General features: G+C 45.2%; 18 protein-coding genes. 16 read left to right on the forward strand and 2 right to left on the reverse strand.

Going from position 1 to position 21,337, the window contains the following annotated elements:
* Positions 1 to 115 precede the first annotated feature (115 nt).
* The gene (rpmH, locus tag ADIAL_RS01105) at positions 116 to 256 is read right to left on the reverse strand and encodes a 50S ribosomal protein L34 (RefSeq protein ID WP_034298896.1); all 141 of its coding nucleotides are present in this window, start codon (positions 254 to 256) and stop codon (positions 116 to 118) included.
* Between the two features lie 579 nt (positions 257 to 835).
* Here rpmH and dnaA point away from each other — a divergent pair.
* From dnaA to gyrA, 6 genes are all read left to right on the forward strand, one after another.
* Positions 836 to 2,170: a chromosomal replication initiator protein DnaA gene (dnaA, locus tag ADIAL_RS01110; protein WP_034298897.1), complete on the forward strand. Its 1,335-nt coding sequence runs from the start codon at positions 836 to 838 to the stop codon at positions 2,168 to 2,170.
* Between the two features lie 186 nt (positions 2,171 to 2,356).
* Positions 2,357 to 3,496, forward strand: coding sequence for a DNA polymerase III subunit beta (gene dnaN / locus ADIAL_RS01115; protein ID WP_034298900.1), 1,140 nt, complete (start codon positions 2,357 to 2,359; stop codon positions 3,494 to 3,496).
* Between the two features lie 710 nt (positions 3,497 to 4,206).
* Positions 4,207 to 4,497 (forward strand): S4 domain-containing protein YaaA, encoded by a 291-nt coding sequence (gene yaaA, locus ADIAL_RS01120; RefSeq protein ID WP_442853019.1) that lies wholly within the window; start codon positions 4,207 to 4,209, stop codon positions 4,495 to 4,497.
* A complete protein-coding gene (gene recF / locus ADIAL_RS01125) occupies positions 4,497 to 5,618 on the forward strand; it encodes a DNA replication/repair protein RecF (RefSeq protein WP_034298903.1) in 1,122 nt (373 codons plus the stop codon). The genes yaaA and recF overlap by 1 nt, the downstream gene beginning before the upstream one ends.
* 1 nt (position 5,619) lies before the next feature.
* Entirely contained in the window at positions 5,620 to 7,566 is a 1,947-nt protein-coding gene (gyrB, locus tag ADIAL_RS01130) for a DNA topoisomerase (ATP-hydrolyzing) subunit B (protein WP_034298906.1), read from the forward strand.
* A 45-nt stretch (positions 7,567 to 7,611) separates the two neighbouring features.
* Positions 7,612 to 10,134: a DNA gyrase subunit A gene (gene gyrA / locus ADIAL_RS01135; RefSeq protein ID WP_034298909.1), complete on the forward strand. Its 2,523-nt coding sequence runs from the start codon at positions 7,612 to 7,614 to the stop codon at positions 10,132 to 10,134.
* Positions 10,135 to 10,235: 101 nt separating this feature from the next.
* Here gyrA and ADIAL_RS01140 read toward each other — a convergent pair whose 3' ends face one another.
* Entirely contained in the window at positions 10,236 to 11,723 is a 1,488-nt protein-coding gene (locus tag ADIAL_RS01140) for a carbon starvation CstA family protein (RefSeq protein WP_034298912.1), read from the reverse strand.
* Positions 11,724 to 11,985: 262 nt separating this feature from the next.
* Between ADIAL_RS01140 and rpsF the strand changes: the two genes are divergently transcribed.
* From rpsF to ADIAL_RS01190, 10 genes are all read left to right on the forward strand, one after another.
* Positions 11,986 to 12,285 carry a 30S ribosomal protein S6 gene (gene rpsF / locus ADIAL_RS01145; protein ID WP_034298918.1) on the forward strand — a complete coding sequence of 100 codons (300 nt, stop codon included), beginning with the start codon at positions 11,986 to 11,988 and terminating at the stop codon, positions 12,283 to 12,285.
* 56 nt (positions 12,286 to 12,341) lie between these two features.
* Positions 12,342 to 12,884, forward strand: a complete 543-nt coding sequence (gene ssb, locus ADIAL_RS01150; protein WP_034298920.1) for a single-stranded DNA-binding protein — start codon at positions 12,342 to 12,344, stop codon at positions 12,882 to 12,884.
* Positions 12,885 to 12,909: 25 nt separating this feature from the next.
* Positions 12,910 to 13,143, forward strand: a complete 234-nt coding sequence (gene rpsR / locus ADIAL_RS01155) for a 30S ribosomal protein S18 (protein ID WP_034298923.1) — start codon at positions 12,910 to 12,912, stop codon at positions 13,141 to 13,143.
* A gap of 177 nt (positions 13,144 to 13,320) precedes the next feature.
* Entirely contained in the window at positions 13,321 to 15,315 is a 1,995-nt protein-coding gene (locus tag ADIAL_RS01160) for a DHH family phosphoesterase (protein WP_034298926.1), read from the forward strand.
* Between the two features lie 23 nt (positions 15,316 to 15,338).
* On the forward strand, positions 15,339 to 15,788 hold the full coding sequence (gene rplI / locus ADIAL_RS01165; protein ID WP_034298929.1) for a 50S ribosomal protein L9: 450 nt from the start codon (positions 15,339 to 15,341) through the stop codon (positions 15,786 to 15,788).
* Positions 15,789 to 15,938: 150 nt separating this feature from the next.
* Positions 15,939 to 17,303 carry a replicative DNA helicase gene (gene dnaB / locus ADIAL_RS01170; protein WP_034298932.1) on the forward strand — a complete coding sequence of 455 codons (1,365 nt, stop codon included), beginning with the start codon at positions 15,939 to 15,941 and terminating at the stop codon, positions 17,301 to 17,303.
* Between the two features lie 474 nt (positions 17,304 to 17,777).
* Complete coding sequence (locus tag ADIAL_RS01175; RefSeq protein ID WP_034298935.1) at positions 17,778 to 18,242, forward strand: PTS sugar transporter subunit IIA; 465 nt, start codon at positions 17,778 to 17,780, stop codon at positions 18,240 to 18,242.
* A gap of 15 nt (positions 18,243 to 18,257) precedes the next feature.
* Complete coding sequence (locus tag ADIAL_RS01180) at positions 18,258 to 18,569, forward strand: PTS fructose transporter subunit IIB (RefSeq protein WP_034298938.1); 312 nt, start codon at positions 18,258 to 18,260, stop codon at positions 18,567 to 18,569.
* A gap of 52 nt (positions 18,570 to 18,621) precedes the next feature.
* Complete coding sequence (locus tag ADIAL_RS01185) at positions 18,622 to 19,695, forward strand: PTS fructose transporter subunit IIC (RefSeq protein ID WP_197017736.1); 1,074 nt, start codon at positions 18,622 to 18,624, stop codon at positions 19,693 to 19,695.
* A gap of 194 nt (positions 19,696 to 19,889) precedes the next feature.
* Positions 19,890 to 21,185 carry an adenylosuccinate synthase gene (locus ADIAL_RS01190; RefSeq protein WP_034298943.1) on the forward strand — a complete coding sequence of 432 codons (1,296 nt, stop codon included), beginning with the start codon at positions 19,890 to 19,892 and terminating at the stop codon, positions 21,183 to 21,185.
* Positions 21,186 to 21,337 lie beyond the last annotated feature (152 nt).

Raw genomic sequence — 21,337 nt, forward strand, 5'->3', positions numbered from 1 at the left:
CTGTCAGACTTCGCTTAAAGCCTGAATTCATTGCATCCCTTATTTCAAACTATAAAAAAAAGGCAACGTGCTCTCACTATAGCTTTCAGTAAGAAGCTGCCGTCGCCTGTCGTCATTAAGCGGAAATTCTTTTTCTTCCCTTACGACGTCTATTTTTTAAGACTCTACGTCCGTTTTTTGTGCTCATACGTTTGCGGAATCCATGTACTTTTTGACGTTTACGTTTTTTTGGTTGGTATGTTAGTCCTTGTGCCATTGAGAAACACCTCCTGAATCTTTCCTTAGTCCTCTGACTTAAATAAGCATAAATAAGTGACTGCTTGATTGTACCTAGACAGACTATATTAGTTTAGAAAACATTTGATGATTTGTCAAGAGCTTCCGGATATTTTGCTTTTATTTTCGACTCATTTTGTTCTTAATTTGTCTTTTCACCCTTCCCATCCTGGGATTCACCTATTATATAACAGCTGGACTTGTCCCAAAAAGATATCCACACCCCTTTGATAAAGATATTATATTCATTCTTTGTGCACATCTCTATCAACAAGTTTTCCACATCTCTACAGGCTGTTTGCAAAACTTGTCAACACCCTTTTTTGTTCTGTGCATAACTCAATATAAAGCTGGCATTATCGCATCTGTTTTGGTAATGTTATCCACAGAACTTGTTTATATTCATCTTTTTTTTATATTAATTCACATTTCATTCGAGCTTGTGGATAACCTTCTTTACATCCTGAGGATAGTTTATTAACATCTAAAACCTATTGTGGAAAACTGCTGGAAGACGTGCTAAAATGAAAAATGAATCTTATCGGCGAGGAGGAAAATAATGGACGATCTACATTCGGCTTGGAATTATCTACAGGAAAAATTTAAAGAATCCCTGTCAAAAGTCAGTTTTGACACTTGGATTCAGAGTGCGAACCTCGTCCGCATCACAGACAGTTCTGTCACAATCGAAGTTCCGTCGACCCTACACAAGGAGTACTGGAAAAATAACTTGTCCACCCGGGTCGTTGAATTTTTATATGAATTTCTCGGCAGAGAAATTTCACCTCTCTTCGTAACCACTGAAGAGCAGGCTGTTCACGAAGAGCAAGAAGAACATCAGGCTATTCAAGCATTTGATACCCAGCCTGTTTCCAGCACACTCAACAGCAAATATACCTTTGATACATTTGTTATCGGTAAAGGGAATCAGATGGCTCACGCTGCTGCACTGGTTGTAGCTGAAGAACCAGGAACTATTTACAATCCACTTTTCTTCTATGGAGGAGTAGGATTAGGGAAAACACATTTGATGCATGCTATTGGCCATCAAATGCTTCAAATCAATCCCAATGCCAAAATAAAGTATGTGTCCAGCGAAAATTTTGCCAATGATTTTATTAACTCGATTCAAAACCGGACTCAGGAAAAATTCCGCCAAGAGTATCGTAATGTCGACTTGCTGCTGGTCGATGACATCCAGTTTTTTGCAGACAAGGAAGGGACTCAGGAAGAATTTTTCCATACCTTCAATGCCCTGTACGATGACCGCAAGCAGATTGTTTTGACCAGTGACCGGCTGCCTAACGAAATTCCTAAACTGCAAGAGCGCCTGGTTTCGCGCTTTGCCTGGGGATTGTCTGTTGATATCACGCCTCCGGATCTAGAAACTCGGATTGCTATTTTACGTAAAAAAGCCAATGCAGAAGGGCTTGAAATCCCTAACGATACACTGAGTTACATTGCTGGACAGATTGACTCCAACATTCGTGAACTGGAGGGCGCACTTGTCCGTGTACAGGCCTATTCAGCGATCCAAAGAAATGATATCACGACCAGTCTGGCTGCAGATGCTTTAAAAAGCATGATCAAACATGACGGTAAGCAGAATATCTCGATTGCTGATATCCAGCAGCGTGTCTGCAAGTATTACCAGATCTCGCTGACCGACCTTAAGGGTAAAAAACGGGTCCGTCAGATTGTGATCCCCAGACAAATTGCCATGTATCTTTCAAGAGAGCTGACCAGTACATCTCTTCCTAAGATAGGAAAGGAATTTGGTGGCAAAGATCACACCACAGTCATTCATGCTCATGAAAAAATAAAAAAGGCACTGGATGCAGAAACAGACGGTGAACTCAGAGACCAGATTGATGAAATAAAGAAAAGTCTGTAAGACGACCTGTGGATAAGCAGCAAAGATGCGCACAGCTTTATGCACAACTTGTCCACAAGTGGAAAACTATCGCTTCTAAAGGTTTTTGCCGTTTTCCACACTATACACAGGGCCTACTACTATTACTAAGAATTTATATACTATATAATTATAATAGGTCACTCACTTAATCAACGGAGGATGCTTATGAAATTTACTGTCAATCGACAAGCTTTTTTGAAAAAATTAAAAGATGTACAGCTCGCTGTTTCATCCCGTTCGACGATTCCCATTTTAACGGGAATCAAACTGATTGCATCTGAAGACGGTGTACAGCTGACTGGAAGCAATTCAGACATTTCCATAGAAACATTTATACGCACAGACGATGAGCAGGCGGATCTGGAAGTCTCAGGCAAAGGACAGATTGTCCTTCAGCCGGCTCGTTTTTTCAGCGATATCGTAAACAAGCTACCTGACGAAACCTTTACTGTAGAAGTGAAAGACCACGTCCAGACAGCAATCACGTCGGCGTCCTCTTCCTTTATCATTAATGGACTGGATGCAGGAAACTACCCGCATTTGCCTGAAATCGATACAGACCAGTCCTTTACCTTACCGGTCAACTTATTGAAAAAAATCATCAAGCAGACGGTTATTGCGGTTTCCACGCATGAAAGCCGTCCCATTCTGACCGGTATTCATCTGACAATCAGTGAAGGTAAACTGAAAGCTGTTGCTACTGACAGTCATCGTCTCAGTCAGCGTGTGATTCCCATCGAAGGGACTCAGGGCCTGTCTCATAATCTGGTCATTCCAGGCAAGAGTCTACAGGAACTGACCCGACTTTTAGATGACAGTTTGGAAGAGATTGAAGTTGCCATTGCAGAAAACCAGATTTTGTTTAAAACGGAAGATACACTGTTTTATTCCCGACTTTTGGAAGGAAACTATCCGGATACTGACCGTCTGATTCCGGACAGTTCGTCAACGGAGGTAGCCTTGGAGGCACAGGTCCTGTTAGGTGCTGTAGAACGTGCATCTCTGCTGTCACATGAAGGGAAAAACAATGTGGTCAAGCTGACCGTCAAAGACGGCCAAGTGGAAATCACTGGAAACTCGCCTGAAGTTGGACGGGTCAATGAAATGGTATCTACGCAGTCAATTGACGGAGAAGATATGGAGATTTCCTTTAATCCGGACTATCTGAAAGCAGCCTTGACCACATTTGGACCGGTCGACATCAAGTTGAAACTGATATCAACGCTTCGCCCATTTGTACTGGTACCGAGTGAAGATAAAAATGAGTTTATCCAGTTAATCACGCCAATCCGAACATCAAACTGATCAAATCAATCACTATGCAAAAAGCTCCGGTCTGAGTGCCGGAGCTTTTTTTTGTGCAGATAAAAAAGGCTATGTGGATAAAAAAGGAGTTTTAGGCAGTAGCTAAAGCAGCTGTGGAAAGTTTATCACGGTAAAAAGAAAGAGGTCTTTATGTAAACAGGTGGATAAGTAAAGCAAGCAAATGTGGGAGCGTTAAAGTATTCCTAAGCGGACGGTCCTTCTGACGGAGGCAGCAGACACCCTCATTAGCTTGTCGAGCGTGAGTGTTCCTGTAGAGTATCTGCTGATTAACTGAAATAAAGGAGCGACTAACTGTGCTTAGCAGAAGCCATTCGACTTGCTGGGTGAGAAGAAGCTACTGAGTCAGGAATGCCCGGATTTAAAATCAGTGATTCAGCTCATTATTTACAGGACTTTGTTTCGTTTCAACACAACAGGCAAAACCATTTTTCTTACACACCATTGAAAGGTAGAAGGACAGTATCTAAGTTCACAGCCACGTTGTCTACGGTAACTGGCTATTTTTCTATTTGTCTGCCGGCTGTTTAAAAGGACTGTCTACCTGAAAATTCAAAATTTGACGATTTAAAGCAGATTTGGACCATTATGAAGGATTTGTCATTTTAGAGCTAAAATCGACGAGAAAGGCTATTTTACGATAAAAATTTGTTTAAGGTTCTTAAATAAGGTATAATATAAGAGGAGAAACTATGCAGAACGTGGATGATTTTGTCCACGTCTTTCATTTTTTAAAGGAGCCGATTAGAGTGTCTGAAATCATAGAAATCGACAAGTCAGTCATCACATTAGGACAATTTTTGAAACACTCGACGATCATATCCAGCGGAGGTATGGCTAAGCCATTTCTCATGGATTATACGGTCTGGGTAAATGACGAAGCAGACAACCGACGGGGCAGAAAATTATATCCAGGAGACGTTGTTAAAGTGGAAGGATTCGGCACTTACGTCATCAAGCAGACAGAAGCCGGAGACGAGTAATGTTTCTAGAAAAGTTGTCCCTGAAAGGATACCGAAATTATGCGGAAGCGGACGTCACTTTTTCAGAACAGATCAATGTCTTTCTTGGTGAAAATGCCCAGGGAAAGACGAATATCATGGAAAGTATCTATGTCCTGGCCATGACCAGAAGTCACCGAACAGCCAATGACCGGGAACTGATTGGCTGGGACCAGGATTTTGCCAGGGTAGCGGGCTCGGTAGAAAAATCGGGTGGCAGCTATCCTCTGGAAATCATTCTTTCGAAAAAAGGGAAAAAAGCCAAGCTGAATCACTTGGAGCAGAAAAAACTGAGCCGCTACATTGGCTCGTTGAACATTATTTTATTTGCTCCGGAAGATTTGAATCTGGTCAAGGGATCACCGTCAGTTAGGCGGAAGTTTCTGGACATGGAAATGGGCCAGATGAATACGATTTATTTGTACCATCTAGTGGAATACCAGAAAATACTCAAGCAGAGAAATGCTTATCTCAAGCAGAATCGCCGCGGCGGCAGGCTGGATGAGACCTACTTGAGCATACTGAATGAGCAGCTGGCTGCAGAAGGCGCAGAACTGCTGGCTCAGCGTTTTTCTTTTATCAAAAGACTGGAGAGCTGGGCTCAGCCGATCCACTTTGATATTTCTCAGGGAAAAGAAACGTTGACGCTGGATTATGCGTCCTCTTTTTCTGTGACCTCGCAGGAAGACAAGAAACAGCTAATGCAGGATTTGCTGGACCAGTACGACAAGCACAAGCAGAGGGAATATGAACAGGGAACGACCCTTTACGGCCCTCACAGAGACGATATCAAATTTTACGTCAATAACCGGAATGTCCAGACTTATGGTTCGCAGGGACAGCAGCGAACGACCGCCTTGAGCCTGAAGCTGGCTGAGATCGATCTGATGCACGAAATGACAGGAGAGTATCCTGTCCTTCTGCTTGACGATGTCTTAAGCGAACTGGACGACGAAAGGCAGACCCATCTACTGAAAACGATTCAGGACAAGGTCCAGACCTTCCTAACAACAACGAGTTTAGACGGCATCAAGAAAGAGTTGCTTCATCATCCGCGTATCTTCAATGTGCGCAGTGGTCAAATCGAAATGGAGAGTGAATAGAGTGGCAGATGAACAGTTGACACCTAAAGAAATAGTGGAATTAAGAGAAGAATATGACGCCAGTCAGATTCAGGTCCTTGAGGGTCTGGAAGCCGTCCGCAAGCGTCCGGGAATGTACATCGGCTCGACCAGTTCGGAAGGCCTGCACCACTTGGTATGGGAAATCGTGGACAACTCCATCGATGAGGCCATGGCAGGGCACGCTGAGAGCATCGAAGTTATTATTGAACCAGGCAATGTCATCGTCGTCAAGGACGACGGTCGGGGGATTCCGATTGATATCCAGGCTAAAACGGGCCGTCCGGCAGTAGAGACGGTATTTACCGTCTTGCACGCCGGAGGAAAATTTGGCGGAGGCGGCTACAAGGTCTCCGGAGGCCTGCACGGCGTAGGGTCCTCAGTCGTCAATGCCCTGTCTGAATATCTTGAAGTGGATGTCCACAAAAACGGCAAAATTTACAATCAGCGCTATGAACGTGGAGCAGTCATGTATGACCTGAAAGAAATTGGCACGACGGATCTTTCCGGTACTGAGGTGCGCTTCAAGGCGGATGATGAAATCTTCCAGGAAACAACGGTCTATGACTTCAATAAGCTGGCCACCCGTGTCCGTGAGCTGGCCTTTTTGAACCGCGGCTTGGCAATCTCAATTGAAGACCGCCGAGAAGAAGAGCCTGTCCGTCTGGATTACCAGTATGACGGTGGAATCAAGAGCTACGTTGAGTACCTGAATCAGAGTAAAACGGCTCTTTACGACGAACCGATCTACCTGGAGGACGAGCAGGAAGGGATCACAGTTGAAGTGGCCTTGCAGCATACCGATGGCTATCACATGAATATTATGAGTTTCGCCAACAATATCCATACCTATGAGGGTGGCATGCACGAATCAGGCTTCAAGACAGCCCTGACCCGTATTGTTAATGACTATGGCCGCCGCAATAAACTGATCAAGGAAAATGAAGACAATGTCACCGGAGAAGATGTCAGAGAAGGCCTGACAGTCGTTTTGAGCATCAAGCACCCCGATCCCCAGTTTGAAGGGCAGACTAAGACCAAGTTGGGTAACTCCGAAGTTCGAACAATCACTGACCGATTGTTCAGCGAGCATTTTGATCGCTTTTTGATGGAGAATCCTAAAACGAGCAAAAAAATTGTTGACAAGGCACTCTTAGCCGCTAAAGCCAGAATGGCAGCCAAGCGTGCCCGCGAGGTGACCCGCAAGAAGAGTGGACTGGAAATCAGCAACCTGCCGGGTAAACTGGCTGACTGTTCATCCAAGGATCCTTCACAGTCTGAGATTTTTATTGTTGAGGGAGACTCAGCGGGAGGCTCCGCCAAGCAGGGACGATCCCGATTGTTTCAGGCGATTCTGCCAATCAGGGGTAAAATCCTGAACGTTGAGAAAGCGTCAATCGACCGGATCCTGGCCAATGAGGAAATCCGTTCGCTTTTTACAGCAATGGGAACCGGCTTTGGTGAGGAATTCCAAATCGACAAAGCCCGCTACCACAAACTGATCATTATGACAGATGCAGACGTGGACGGAGCACATATCCGCACGCTGCTGCTGACACTGATTTTCCGCTATATGAGACCAGTGGTTGAAGCCGGCTTTGTCTACATCGCCCAGCCGCCTCTTTATCAGGTCAAGCAGGGTAAAAAAGAGGTTTATCTGGACTCTGACAGAGAACTGGACGAATATCTCAAGGAAATCCCGGCTACACCGAAGCCGTCGATCCAGCGTTATAAAGGTCTGGGAGAGATGGATGCGGAGCAGCTGTGGAGCACGACTATGAACCCTGAAAATCGCCGCCTGCTGCAGGTGACGGTCGAAGATGCGATCGAAGCCGACCTGGTCTTTGACATGCTGATGGGTGAAAAAGTGGAACCGAGAAGAGACTTTATCGAGGACAACGCCCAGTACGTTGAAAATATCGATATTTAATCAGACCCATCACGCATTGAAAGAGTTTGAAGGAGGAAGCACGACTTGGCTGAAGAAAGAGAAGCACGTATTGACAAGATCAATTTATCCAGTGAAATGAGAAAGTCCTTTCTGGACTATGCGATGAGCGTTATCGTATCCCGTGCTCTGCCGGATGTCAGAGATGGATTGAAACCTGTACACCGCCGTATCCTTTACGGTATGAACGAACTGGGTATGACCCCGGATAAAGCCTATAAGAAATCAGCCCGTATCGTCGGAGACGTTATGGGTAAATACCACCCGCACGGAGATTCGGCTATCTACGAATCGATGGTCCGAATGGCCCAGGATTTCAGTTACCGCAATCCGCTGGTAGACGGTCACGGAAACTTTGGTTCGATTGACGGAGACAGTGCGGCGGCTATGCGTTATACAGAAGCCCGCATGAGTAAAATATCAATGGAAATCCTTAGAGATATAAACAAAGATACGGTCGATTATCATGACAACTATGACGGGTCGGAAAGGGAGCCAGATGTTCTGCCGGCGCGCTTCCCCAACCTGCTAGTTAATGGGGCTTCCGGAATCGCAGTCGGGATGGCCACAAATATTCCACCGCATAACTTGAGAGAAGTGATCAATGCCTGCCGCATCATGATGAAAGACGAAGAAGCGTCTATCGCTGATCTGATGGAAGCTCTCCCGGGACCGGATTTCCCGACCGGGGCCATGGTCATGGGTAAATCGGGTATCCGAAAAGCTTATGAGACCGGACGCGGGTCCATTAAAATCCGCGCCAAAGCCCGTATCGAAGTCCAGCCCAATGGCAAGGAGCGAATTATCGTCGATGAACTGCCTTACCTGGTCAACAAGGCTAAACTGGTTGAGCGGATTGCCGAGCTGGCTCGAGACAAACGGATTGAAGGAATCACAGATCTGAATGATGAATCAGACCGAGAAGGCATGCGTGTCGTTATCGATGTCAGACGAGATGTGTCTGCCAGCATTATTTTGAACAACCTGTACAAAATGACACCCATGCAGACATCATTCGGCTTCAACATGTTGGCAATCGTTGACGGTATTCCTAAAACACTGGGCTTGAAAGACATCCTGCGCGAGTACCTGAAGCATCAGCGGACTGTTATTCGCAGACGTACCGAGTTCGACAAACGCAAAGCCGAAGCCAGGGCGCATATTCTGGAAGGGCTGCGGATTGCGCTGGACCATATCGACGAGATTATTGCCATTATCAGAGGCTCCCAGACAGCTGATCTGGCCAAACAGGCCCTGATCGAACAGTTTGGTCTAAGTGATCGACAGTCTCAGGCAATCCTGGACATGCGTATGGTTCGTTTAACAGGCCTAGAGCGTGAAAAAATCGAAGGAGAATATCAAGACCTTCTGAAAACGATAAGCGACCTGAAGGACATTTTAGCGCGTCCTGAGCGTGTCAACGAAATCATTGAAGAAGAGCTTCAGGAAATTGCCGACAAGCATGGCGATGACCGCCGCACGGAGCTGCTAATCGGGGAGTCTTTGAGCATCGAAGACGAAGATCTGATTGAAGAAGAAGAAATTGCGATTACTTTGTCCCACAATGGCTACATGAAACGTATGGCAATCAGTGAATTCAAGGCACAGAACCGGGGTGGACGCGGCGTCAAAGGTATGGGAACCAATACGGACGACTTTGTTGAGACCCTGCTGACTTGTTCCACGCATGATTTGCTGCTGTTCTTTACTAATACCGGTAAGGTCTACAAGGCCAAAGGATATGAGATACCGGAATACGGCCGGACAGCCAAAGGCATTCCGGCAATCAACTTCCTTGGTATCGACAACAATGAGAAGATTCAGGCTATCATCAATACCAGAGGAGAAAGCAAAGAGACGGACCAGCTGTTCTTCACAACCAGACTGGGAACCGTTAAGCGTACAGCTTTTTCTGAATTTGACAATATAAGAAATAATGGTTTGAAAGCTATTGTCCTCAGAGATGATGATGAGCTCATTGATGTGTCCGTTACTCACGGTGAAGACCATATCGTGATTGGGACCAGACAGGGCTATGCAGTCAGTTTCCACGAGGATGAGGTCCGAAGCATGGGTCGTTCAGCTTCCGGCGTACGTGGTATGCGTTTGAGAGAGGGCGATTATGTGGTCGGCATGGACAAGCTGAGTGCGGATGCTGAAGTGCTGATTATTACAGAAAACGGCTACGGCAAGCGTACGCCGGCATCTGAATATGCTATCCGCGGACGAGGCGGTAAGGGAGTCAAGACAGCCAATATTACAGAGAAAAATGGACCACTGATTGGTCTGAAGACAGTGACTGGCATGGAAGATATCATGCTGATTACGAAGAGTGGCGTGATTATCCGCTTTAACTCCAGTAATATTTCCCAGACTGGCCGTGCGACACAAGGGGTTCGCCTCATGAAGCTTGAAGAAGGAAACTTTGTGTCTACTTTAGCCAAAGTTGAAGTGGACGATGAAATAGAAGTGGATGAACCGCTGAATGAAGAAGATAACGGTGAAGAAACCAGTAATCAAGATGAATCAGATCCTTCTGAAGAAAGTTAAGTAGGCAGGGCAACGTGTAAGAAACCAGCACACAAGTTCCCAAAAAAGATCCGCTGAAATCTCAAATAGATTTCAGCGGATCTTTTTTTTTTTTTACTGCCTTACCTTGACTGCTGACGAATCGCTCGAAGTTCTTTGATCGGCAAGTGATCGTTGAGCAAGACGTGCCGTGCATGCAGTTGATTTTTTTGCTTCAAGCCAGATTGCCAGAATACCAACAGTAAAACGGTGGTAATCGCAAGGCCAACAGCCAGGGACAGATTATAGTTCAGTCCAAAGCCAATTTGTTCGTTTAAAATATAAACTACTACAGCATACAGCATGAACGATGCAGGCGCTAAAGTGACAAGATAATTTTTGTCTTTCAGGTAAAGGTAACGCGTTGAAACCAGCAGGGCAATTGCTGCTGTCGACTGATTTGCCCAGTTGAAGTAGCGCCATAAAATGTTAAAATCCATAAAGGTTAAGGCGATGGAAATCATAAAGATAGGAATAGTAATCAGCAGACGCTTGGATACCGCTTTTTGAGCAATATTCAAGTAGTCAGCAATAATCATACGCAGACTTCTGAAAGCTGTATCGCCGGACGTAATAGGCAGGATAATCACGCCCAATATCGCAAAGGTTCCACCAATTGCACCAAGGTAATGACGAGCAATCTGCTCTACTGCCAAGGAGGCTGTTCCTTCAGCAATGACACCACTCAAAGCTGGAGCATCGTATAATGCCATCGCAGCCGCAGCCCAGATCATAGCCACTACCCCTTCTGTGGTCATCATACCGTAGAAAACAAAGCGTGCATCGGATTCACTATCAAGTGTGCGTGAAATGATTGGTGTTTGCGTAGCATGAAAACCGGACATCGCTCCACAAGAAATCGTAAATAAGATTCCCGGGAACAAGCTCACTCCAGCTGGATGCATATTACGTACGTTATCTAATGTCAAGTTAGGTATCGCTTCCCCTCTGACAATAAGTGAGATAAAGATAGCAAAAGTGCTAATGATTAATAAGGCACCGAAGAAAGGATAGATTTTACCAATTAGTTTATCAATCGGCAGGAGAGTGCTTAATATATAATAACCAAAAATGAGCAGGGTCAAGACACCGGCTCCCAGCCAGCCTGGAGTTAGATTAGCCAGTAAGTTAGCGGGAGACGTTACAAAAACTGTGCCAACCAGAAGCAGCAGTAAAGCTGCAAAGGCATTGACAACATGCTTCATGGCTTTGCCCAGATAACGGCCTGCTAGTTCCGGCAAATGAGCGCCTTCATTTCTTAAAGAAATCATGCCGAGCATGAAATCATGTACGGCTCCAGCAAAGATATTACCAAAAATAATCCAAATAAAGGCGACGGGCCCATACAAAGCACCCATAATGGGCCCAAAAATAGGTCCCGTTCCGGCAATGTTTAGTAGCTGAATCAGCGCATTTTTTCGTGTACCTAAAACCACAAAATCGTTTCCGTCAGCCAGCTCGAAAGCAGGTGTTCGTCTCTTGTGTTCGATCCCAAAATTTCGTTCAATGAACTTTCCGTAAAACACATAGCCTAAAACAAGTGTGGCAATTCCCAGTAAAAATGTAAGCAAGATCATCCCTCCAATAAGTGTATGGTGTATGTAAAAGAACAGAATCGATTATAGCTTAATATACGCAAAAAGAAAGCGTTTACTTTGCTCTGTCGAATTTTCGCTATATTTTAATGACTATTGTCGTTTAAAGTCAAAAGAAACTTGCCTTGTCATCATCTCTATGCTATACTATTTCGGAGTGAGTACTCTATATAAGAGAATACTCTCCTTGCTCTTTTTCAGTAAAGGGCCAAAGACCACAAGGAGGTGACAGTCAAAGATGAGTCAAACAGCTAAGTACGAATTATTGTATATTATCCGTCCTGATCTGGATGAAGATGGTAAGAAAGCTCTTGTTGAGCGCTTCGAAAACATCCTGAAAGACAACGGTGCTGAAGTAACTGAATCAAAAGACTGGGCGAAACGTCGTTTTGCGTACGAAATCAAAGGATACCGCGAAGGTACTTACCGTCTGGTAAACCTGCAGTCTAACGATGCAGCGGCAATCAATGAATTCGAACGTCTGGCACGTATCAATGACGACATTTTGCGTCATATGATCGTCCGTTTGGAAGACTAATTTGTTTCACGTGAAACAGCAAAGTAATTGCTCGTTTGATGAAAGGAGACCTTTGATTGATTAACAATGTCGTTTTAGTGGGAAGATTAACTAGAGATCCTGAACTTCGTTATACTGGCAGCGGAATCGCAGTCGCTACGTTTTCAGTGGCTGTAGAACGTCCCTTCAGCAATGCTCAAGGAGAACGTGAAACAGACTTTGTCAACTGCGTTGCCTGGAGAAAGACTGCGGAGACCATCTCCAATTTTACCCGTAAGGGTTCGTTGGTAGGTGTCACTGGTCGTATCCAGACCCGTAACTACACGAATAACGAAGGCAGAAAAGTCTATGTAACAGAAATCGTTTGTGAGAACTTCCAAATGCTCGAACCTAAGTCTGTCACTGAAAAACGTGCACAGAATGAGGGAGCGAACACTGGCGGTAGTGGATATTCCAACTCATCAAACTATTCTCAAAACAGCAGCAGTAATTATTCTCAACAAAACAACCAGAATCAGGCTCCAAGAAACAAACAAAGCAATTACGCCAATTTCGATGAAGACCCGTTTGAAAGCAATAACGACTCCATCGATATTTCAGATGATGATTTACCATTTTGATTCAAGATAAAAGGAGGACTATAACATGGCTGGACGCAGAGGCGGAAAGAAGCGCCGTAAGGTAGATTTCTTTGCAGCAAATCATATCGAGTACATCGATTACAAAGATATCGACTTGCTTAAACGTTTTATTTCAGACAGAGGTAAGATTTTACCACGTCGTGTAACAGGAACGTATGCAAAAAATCAACGTAAGCTGACAAAAGCAATCAAGCGCGCACGTATCATGGGCTTGTTGCCATTTGTTACTGAAGACTAAACTTAAACACTACACAGAGCTGTGACAGGATAACTGTCGCAGCTCTTTTACTTTCACAGCAGCTTGCTGGGAAGTATATGGTTAGGTAAGCTTTTACCCAGTTTTCTTTTTGAATCGTGGAATACCGGTTGCAAAAATGATAAAATAGAGTAATAAATCGAGTCAAAAGGAGACCCTATGAAGATAAAACTTCAGGAAGATAATCTTCCCAAATTTATGGATAATTCCTCTTTGCGCTTGCTGCTGATTTTGGCCTTGTCCACTCAGTTGATCATGACTGTGCTGAGCTTTACTGCCTATCTCTGGCTGGGCTTTGTTATGCTGGTCTTTTTCATTGTCACGCTTGTTGTTATCTGGCGGCTAGGCAATGTTTATGTCAGGGAGCTGAACAGCTATGTGCTGAACCTTTCTTACCGAATCAAGCGGGGAGAACAGGAAGCACTGATCAAGATGCCGATGGGAATCCTTCTGTTAAGTGAGGAAGGCAACATCGAGTGGCTCAATCCTTATATGCAGACACAGCTTTCCAAAGAAGATAATGTACTGGGTGAGAACCTAAAAGATATTCAGCCGGACTTGCAAGACATTTATGCCTCCGACGAATCTGACCATGCGCTGATTGAGTGGCATGGAAAAATTTATCAGGTTACCGTACAGAAAGATATTTATGCTCTTTATTTGATGGATATTACTGACTATGCAACCATCAAAGAAGAGTATGAAGAAGCCCGACCAGTCGTTGGCTGGCTATTTCTGGACAACTATGATGAAATTACATCAGGACTGGATGACCGGGGTGTATCCGGTTTTGACAGCATGCTGACTACGTATTTCTCTAACTGGGGACGTCAGCATGGAATTTTCTACAAGCGGGTAACCAGCGACAAGTATTTCCTTTTATTGAACCGTAAAGAGCTGGAGAGACTGGAAAAAGAGAAATTCAACATCATCGACAATATAAGAGAGCGGACATCCAAGCGCAACCTGCCACTGACCATCAGCTTAGGCATGGCTTACGGTGAAGAAACCTTTGATAAGCTGGCTGATCTGGCTCAGAATAACCTTGACTTGGCTTTAGGCCGAGGTGGGGATCAGGCAATCGTCAAGGCAGTAAATGAGGAACCGCGTTACTATGGAGGCAAGACGAATCCCATGGAAAAACGTACCCGGGTACGTTCGAGAATGATCAGTCAGGCGCTGCAGAAGCAGATCAAAGACAGCGATCAGGTGTTTGTCATGGGACATAAGAATCCGGATCTGGACGCCATAGGCTCCTCCCTGGGGATTGCACGGATTGCCATGATGCTGAAGAAAACAGTCAGCGTTGTGGTTGACCAGGAGGACCTCAGTACGGATGTCAGCAAACTGATGGAAGAAATCAAAAAGTACGAGCAAGTGAACAAGAATATCGTTTCTCCCACCGAAGCGGAAAAACGTATCAGTGGGAACGACCTAGTTATTCTGGTCGATCACCACAAGCCCGTCCTTTCCATTGCTCCCAACCTGCTGAAAAAGACACGCAAGAATATTGTCATTGATCACCACAGAAGAGGCGAAGAGTTTACAGAAAATCCGCTGCTTGTTTATATTGAGCCTTATGCCTCATCTACAGCTGAACTAATTACTGAGCTCTTTGAGTATGTTTCGTCAGACGGTGATCCAATCAACCGGATCGAAGCGACAGCCATGCTGGGCGGAATTGTGGTTGATACAAATAATTTCAGCCTGAGAACCGGCTCACGGACATTTGATGCAGCCAGTTACTTGCAGTCAGTTGGAGCTAACTCGACTATGATTCAGCGTTTGCTTAAAGAAGACCCTGAAAATTACTTGCAGCGAGGCCGGCTGATTGAAACAATCGATTTTGTCAAGAATGGCATAGCAATAGCCCGAGGAGACGAAGAAGAGATTTATCCGCCCGTCATCTCTGCGCAGACTGCTGATACGATGCTTGGCATGTCGGGAATTGAGGCGGCCTTTGTCGTAACCCGCCGCTCAGAAGATATGGTGGGAATCAGTGCCCGAAGCTTGGGTAAAATCAATGTACAGGTTATTATGGAACAGATGGGGGGAGGCGGACATCTGTCCAATGCTGCGACACAGATTGACGGTAAGACCGTTTCGGAAATAATAGAAGAATTAAAAGAAGTAATACAAGCTCAACTCGATTAAATTGTAGAGAAGGAGACGATACGATGGAAGTTATTCTATTAAAAGACGTTAAGGGAACAGGTAAAAAAGGTGAAATCAAAAACGTGCCGGATGGCTATGCGAACAATTTTCTGCTGAAAAAAGGGCTCGCCAAAGAAGCAACCTCAGGAGCTAAACAGGAACTGAACATGAAGAAAAGAGCGCAAAAGCGTGAAGAGCAAGAAATTCTTGATGAAGCCAAGGAACAGAAAGAACTGATTGAAAAGAATCCGCTCGAGATTAGAGAAAAAGCGGCAGAAGACGGTCGCCTGTTCGGCTCTGTTACAACCAAGCAGATTGCCAAAGAACTTGAAAAGCAGTGGGGCATCAAAGTGGACAAGCGTAAGATTGTTCAGTCCATGCCTATGCGAGCAGTCGGGACGCAGAAACTTGAAGTAAAATTGCACCGTGAAGTTTCGGCAGAATTAATTGTCAGAGTGCTGGAAATTAAATAAGCCTGGTGATGAAGAGATGGTCCTGAATGTGGACCATCTCTTCGTTGTTTCACGTGAAACAATAAAAAATGAACAAGTGTTCCCTTATATACATTGCCCGATAGATGATGTAAAATAGGAGAACAGTAAACAGTCAAAGGAGCAACACAAATGGAAATGTTAGGAGACCGCTTGCCGCCACAAAATATAGAAGCGGAACAGTCCGTTCTGGGGTCGATTTTGCTTGATCCCGAAGCCCTTATACCGGCAATGGAGTATATTGAGTCTAGTGACTTTTACCGACGGGCTCATCAGCTGATTTTCCAGGTCATGGCAGAGCTGAATGAACGCAATGAAGCCATCGATGTCGTGACTATCGCCAACAGTCTGGAATCGAAAAGTCTACTGGAAGATATTGGAGGAACGCCTTATCTGGCGGAAATTGCCGGTATGGTTCCGACTGCCTCCAATGTCGAGTATTACGCAAAAATTGTGGAAGAACGGTCGATCCTGCGCAAACTTATTCAAACAGCCACAGATATTGCATCCAAAGGCTATCAGGAAGCAGACGATGTGCCCAACTTGCTGGATGAAGCGGAGCGTAAGATTCTTGAAGTCTCTGAGAAAAGAAGTCGCAGTGGCTTTGTATCGATTGAGTCAGTCTTGAGAGACACCATCAACAATATCGATGAACTGTTTCAAAACGATGATGATATCACTGGTATTTCAACAGGTTATAAAGCACTGGATGAAATGACTGCCGGCCTGCACGAGGATGAGCTGATTATTCTCGCAGCCAGACCTGGTGTGGGTAAAACAGCTTTTGCTTTGAACGTTGCTCAAAATATCGGGACTAAGACAGACGAGACGGTCGCAATCTTCAGTCTCGAGATGGGTGCCGAGCAGCTGGTCAACCGAATGCTCTGTGCTGAAGGAACAATCAATGCGTCCAATCTGAGGACAGGTCAATTGACTGAAGAAGAGTTTGAAAAACTGTTTGTAGCGATGGGAAGTTTATCGAAAGCCAGCATATATATTGATGATACTCCAGGAATCCGGACAGCAGAGATTCGTGCCAAATGCCGAAAACTTAAGCAGGAAAAAGGCAAGCTCGGTCTGATCGTGATTGATTACCTACAGCTGATTGAGGGTTCGGGAAAGGAAAGTCGTCAGCAGGAAGTATCTGAAATTTCCAGACAGCTGAAAAAATTGGCAAAGGAACTGTCTGTTCCAGTCGTAGCATTGTCCCAGCTGTCTCGTGGTGTGGAACAGAGACAGGACAAACGTCCAATCCTCAGTGACCTCCGGGAGTCCGGTTCGATTGAGCAGGATGCCGATATTGTGGCGTTTCTTTACAGAGATGATTATTACCGAAATGAAGATGAGGAAGACGACGACGAGACAGAAGACAATGTCGTCGAAGTCATTCTGGAGAAAAACCGTTCAGGGGCAAGAGGAACAGCTAAGCTGTTGTTCATCAAAGAATTCAATAAATTCTCTTCCCTGTCTTACTACCCTGAAAATCAAATTTCCTGAAATAAGCAGCTGATGCCCTCTTCTTTTCTAAAGGATGAGTCAATCAGCTGCTTTTTTGGCTGCTTAGGATAAAATAAGCATAAAGAAGAACTACAGAAAAAGGATGAAGCAAAATGAAGACACTTTGGATAGAAGTTGTCCTTTAGATAACGGTCAGCATGAACAGCTACATTGCTGGACAAGAAGGCAAGCTGGACTGACTGGAGGCAGCTGGAGGCGAAAGAAACAAGGACTATGCTGTTTTTATGAGTGCGTAGATACAGTAGTCAGGGGATACAAAACCTATCAGCACGCAAAGGTATAATCAGATTGCCCAGCTGCACGGTAGGATAAAAAGAGTGGATTAAAACCCGGACATCAGCAACATCTGAGCGTTCAGTTCACAGAGAGAGCCGCTAATTAATTTACATTAGTAGTTTTTAATCTAATTTTAAACTGTTATAATAAGAGAAATTGAATTAGGGGGTGATCAATGTGGATTTAAACCAGCCGTCCATTTATGCCAGTGTGGCAGTGGAGGTCAAAGGCAGCAAGAAAGACGTTTTGCAGACAGTGATTGAAGAAGTGAGAGACAAAAGTGGATCCGTATTTGATGCTTCAGAGGTGCTGAAAGAAGTGCTCGAACGTGAAGCTTTAAGTACGACAGGTTTTGGAAACGGATTCGCTATTCCACATGGCAAGTCATCTGATCTGAGTGACCCGTTAGTAGCGGTGGTGAAACTGGCTGATCCTGTGGAGTGGGAAGCGATGGACGATGAACAGGTCGATATACTCATAATGCTCATCGTGCCTAAGGAAGGTGGTGCACAGAGTCACTTGAAGCTGCTCTCTCAGCTGTCATATAACTTGATGGACGAAGAGATTCAAAATTATCTGAGAAAGGCTGAATCAAACGAAGACCTTGTATCAGTGGTCTCCGGTATTTTCAGCGGCAGATAGAAAGGAGAGGATAGCATGAACATTGTTGCTGTAACAGCCTGTGCTACAGGAGTTGCGCATACCTTCATGGCCAAGCGCGCAATTGAGGATGCTGCAAAAAAGCGTGGCCACGACATCAAAGTGGAAACGCAAGGAGCAACGGGGATTGAAGATGCTTTGACACCTGAAGATCTCAAGGCAGCAGATATTTTAATTTTAGCGACTGACATCAAGCTTGCTAAAATGGAACGGTTCGATCAAGTTAAGAAAGTGACCATCCCAGTTTCTACAGCTATAAAAAATGCGAACGGTGTAATCAAACGGATAGAGGAAAAACTGGAAAGCTGACAGCATGAAACAGTCGGCCAACCTGAACAAAAACAGAATAGAGGTAAAGACCATGAAAAAATTTCAACAAGCACTGATGACGGGTGTATCCTATATGCTGCCGCTCATCGTCTTTTCTGGTATGACCATTGCTCTGACGGGTATGATTGCCCAGTCGGCTTCTGCTGAAATACCGGCAGTCACGACTCTGAATGGTTTTGCCTGGACAATGATCAACCTTGTACCGGCCGTATTTGCAGCTTACATGGCTTACGCCATAGGAGACAAGGCAGCTATTATACCTGGCTTTATTGGCGGCTATGTGGCCGCACACCCCCCTGTCGAGGGAACATCTGCTAGCGGCTTTCTAGGCGCTATCCTGGCTGGACTGATTGCCGGTTATGCAGTCATCTACATGAGAAAACTCAAAGTTCCGGATTTCCTGGAATCCATCAAGAAAACGCTGTTCATTCCTGTACTCGTCGGGGGCTTATTGTATCTGCTGATGGCTTATCCGGTGGCACTGATTGTGGGGGCACTCAATGACTTTATCATCGACAACTTGATTGCTCTGTCTCAGGCGCCTCAATATGCCTTCATTCTGGGAGCAATCCTCAGCGCTATGTGTGCTTTTGATATGGGTGGACCGATTGGAAAGATTGCTATTACCTTTGTCTTTGCCGTATGGAATGACCCGAGTGGGCTGGGATTTGTCGTCAATGCAGCGGTATTCCCGGGCATCATGGTTCCAGCACTATCGGTGGGGATTGCTTCACTGATTGCCCGTAATAAATTTACCAAGTCTGAGATTGAGATGGCTCCGGCATCGATTTTGTCCGGCCTAGTCGGCATCACTGAATCAACCTTGCCTTATGCTTTCCGTGATCCGATTCGCGTCATCGGAGCCAATATGCTCGGTGCCTCCATCGGCGGAGCCATTATGATGGGCTTTGGCGTTTCAACAGCGGGAGTATCCGGTGTGTTCGGCATGCCGATGGCAAGTAATCTGGGCATCTTTATTGCTGCAATTGCCATTGGGACAGGGATTTCGGTAGCTACACAGGTACTGGTCAAGAAGCCGGTCGATGAGACCATCCCAACGGTTGAAGCCGGAGAAGACGAGCTGGATTTCGAAATCACATTATAAATGTCAAATAAAGCCTTCATTTATACTTGATCTATGGTAAAATAGTGAACGTTGCTAAAACAAAACCAATCAATGTTAGGAGAATGCCTCCGTCTGTACTTAAAAGTAAACAAATGAGTTTCCGCTTATTTGTATACTTGTATAGACGTTCAGGGCATTCTCTTTTGTGTTAAAAAAATAGAAGAGGTGGATACATGACATCGGTCGTAGTAGTTGGTACGCAATGGGGAGACGAAGGTAAAGGTAAAATCACGGACTTTCTCAGTGAAAGTGCGGAAGTAATTGCACGCTATCAAGGTGGAGATAATGCAGGACATACCATTATTTTTGATGGAGTCACTTATAAGCTGCACCTGATCCCGTCGGGGATTTTTGCCCAGGATAAAATCAGTGTGATCGGAAACGGGGTCGTTATTAACCCTAAATCACTGGTCAAGGAACTGAAATACCTTCATGACAGAGGCGTTTCAACTGAGAATCTGCGTGTTTCGGACCGCGCACACGTGATCCTGCCGTATCACATTAAGCTGGACCAACTCCAGGAAGACTCAAAAGGCGCCGACAAAATCGGGACCACGATTAGAGGAATCGGACCGGCTTACATGGACAAGGCGTCACGTGTCGGTATTCGAATTGCTGATTTGCTGGATAAGGATATTTTCAGAGAACGTCTGCGCATCAATCTGGAGGAGAAAAACAAGTTCTTCACGAATGTGTATGGCGCAGAGGCTTTGGACTTTGACGATATTTTCGAGACCTATTATGCATTCGGCCAGCAGTTCAAGCAGTATGTCTGTGATACATCGGTTGTGCTGAATGATGCGCTGGACAGCGGTAAGCGAGTCTTGTTTGAAGGGGCTCAGGGCGTCATGCTGGATATCGACCAAGGGACGTATCCTTTTGTTACGTCTTCCAACCCGGTTGCTGGCGGAGTAACGATCGGAAGCGGCGTGGGTCCATCAAAAATTGAGAAAGTAGTCGGTGTGTGTAAAGCCTATACATCACGTGTAGGCGACGGGCCTTTCCCAACTGAACTGCATGATGATATCGGTCAGCAGATTCGGGATACTGGGAAGGAATACGGAACGACGACGGGCCGTCCAAGACGGATCGGCTGGTTTGACAGTGTGGTCATGCGCCATTCCAAGCGTGTTTCCGGCATAACCAACTTGTCTCTGAACTCGATCGATGTTCTTTCCGGGCTGGAGACGGTCAAAATCTGTACAGCCTATGAGCGTAATGGGGAGAAAATCCTGCATTATCCTGCAAGCTTGAAGGAACTGAGTGAATGCACGCCTATCTATGAAGAACTTCCAGGCTGGAGCGAAGACGTGACTCAGTGTCGCACGCTGGAGGAACTGCCTGAAAATGCCCGCAACTACATCAGACGGGTAGCTGAACTGACAGGCGTCCGTGTATCGACTTTCTCTGTTGGACCGGACCGCGATCAGACCAATATTTTGGAAAATGTCTGGGCACCCATCAACTGATTTATTTTCAGACATGATAGACCCCACAAGGGTTTGAGATCACAAAAAAAGGCCGAGGCGGTATTTCCTGATATGCTCCCCTTATAGTAGACAGAGAAATAATAAAAATTCTCTGACACTATAAAGGGAGTTTTTGCCATGTCTAAAAGAAT

Origin of the sequence: Alkalibacterium sp. AK22 (genome assembly GCF_000585255.1) — a bacterium.
Taxonomy (GTDB): domain Bacteria; phylum Bacillota; class Bacilli; order Lactobacillales; family Carnobacteriaceae_A; genus Alkalibacterium.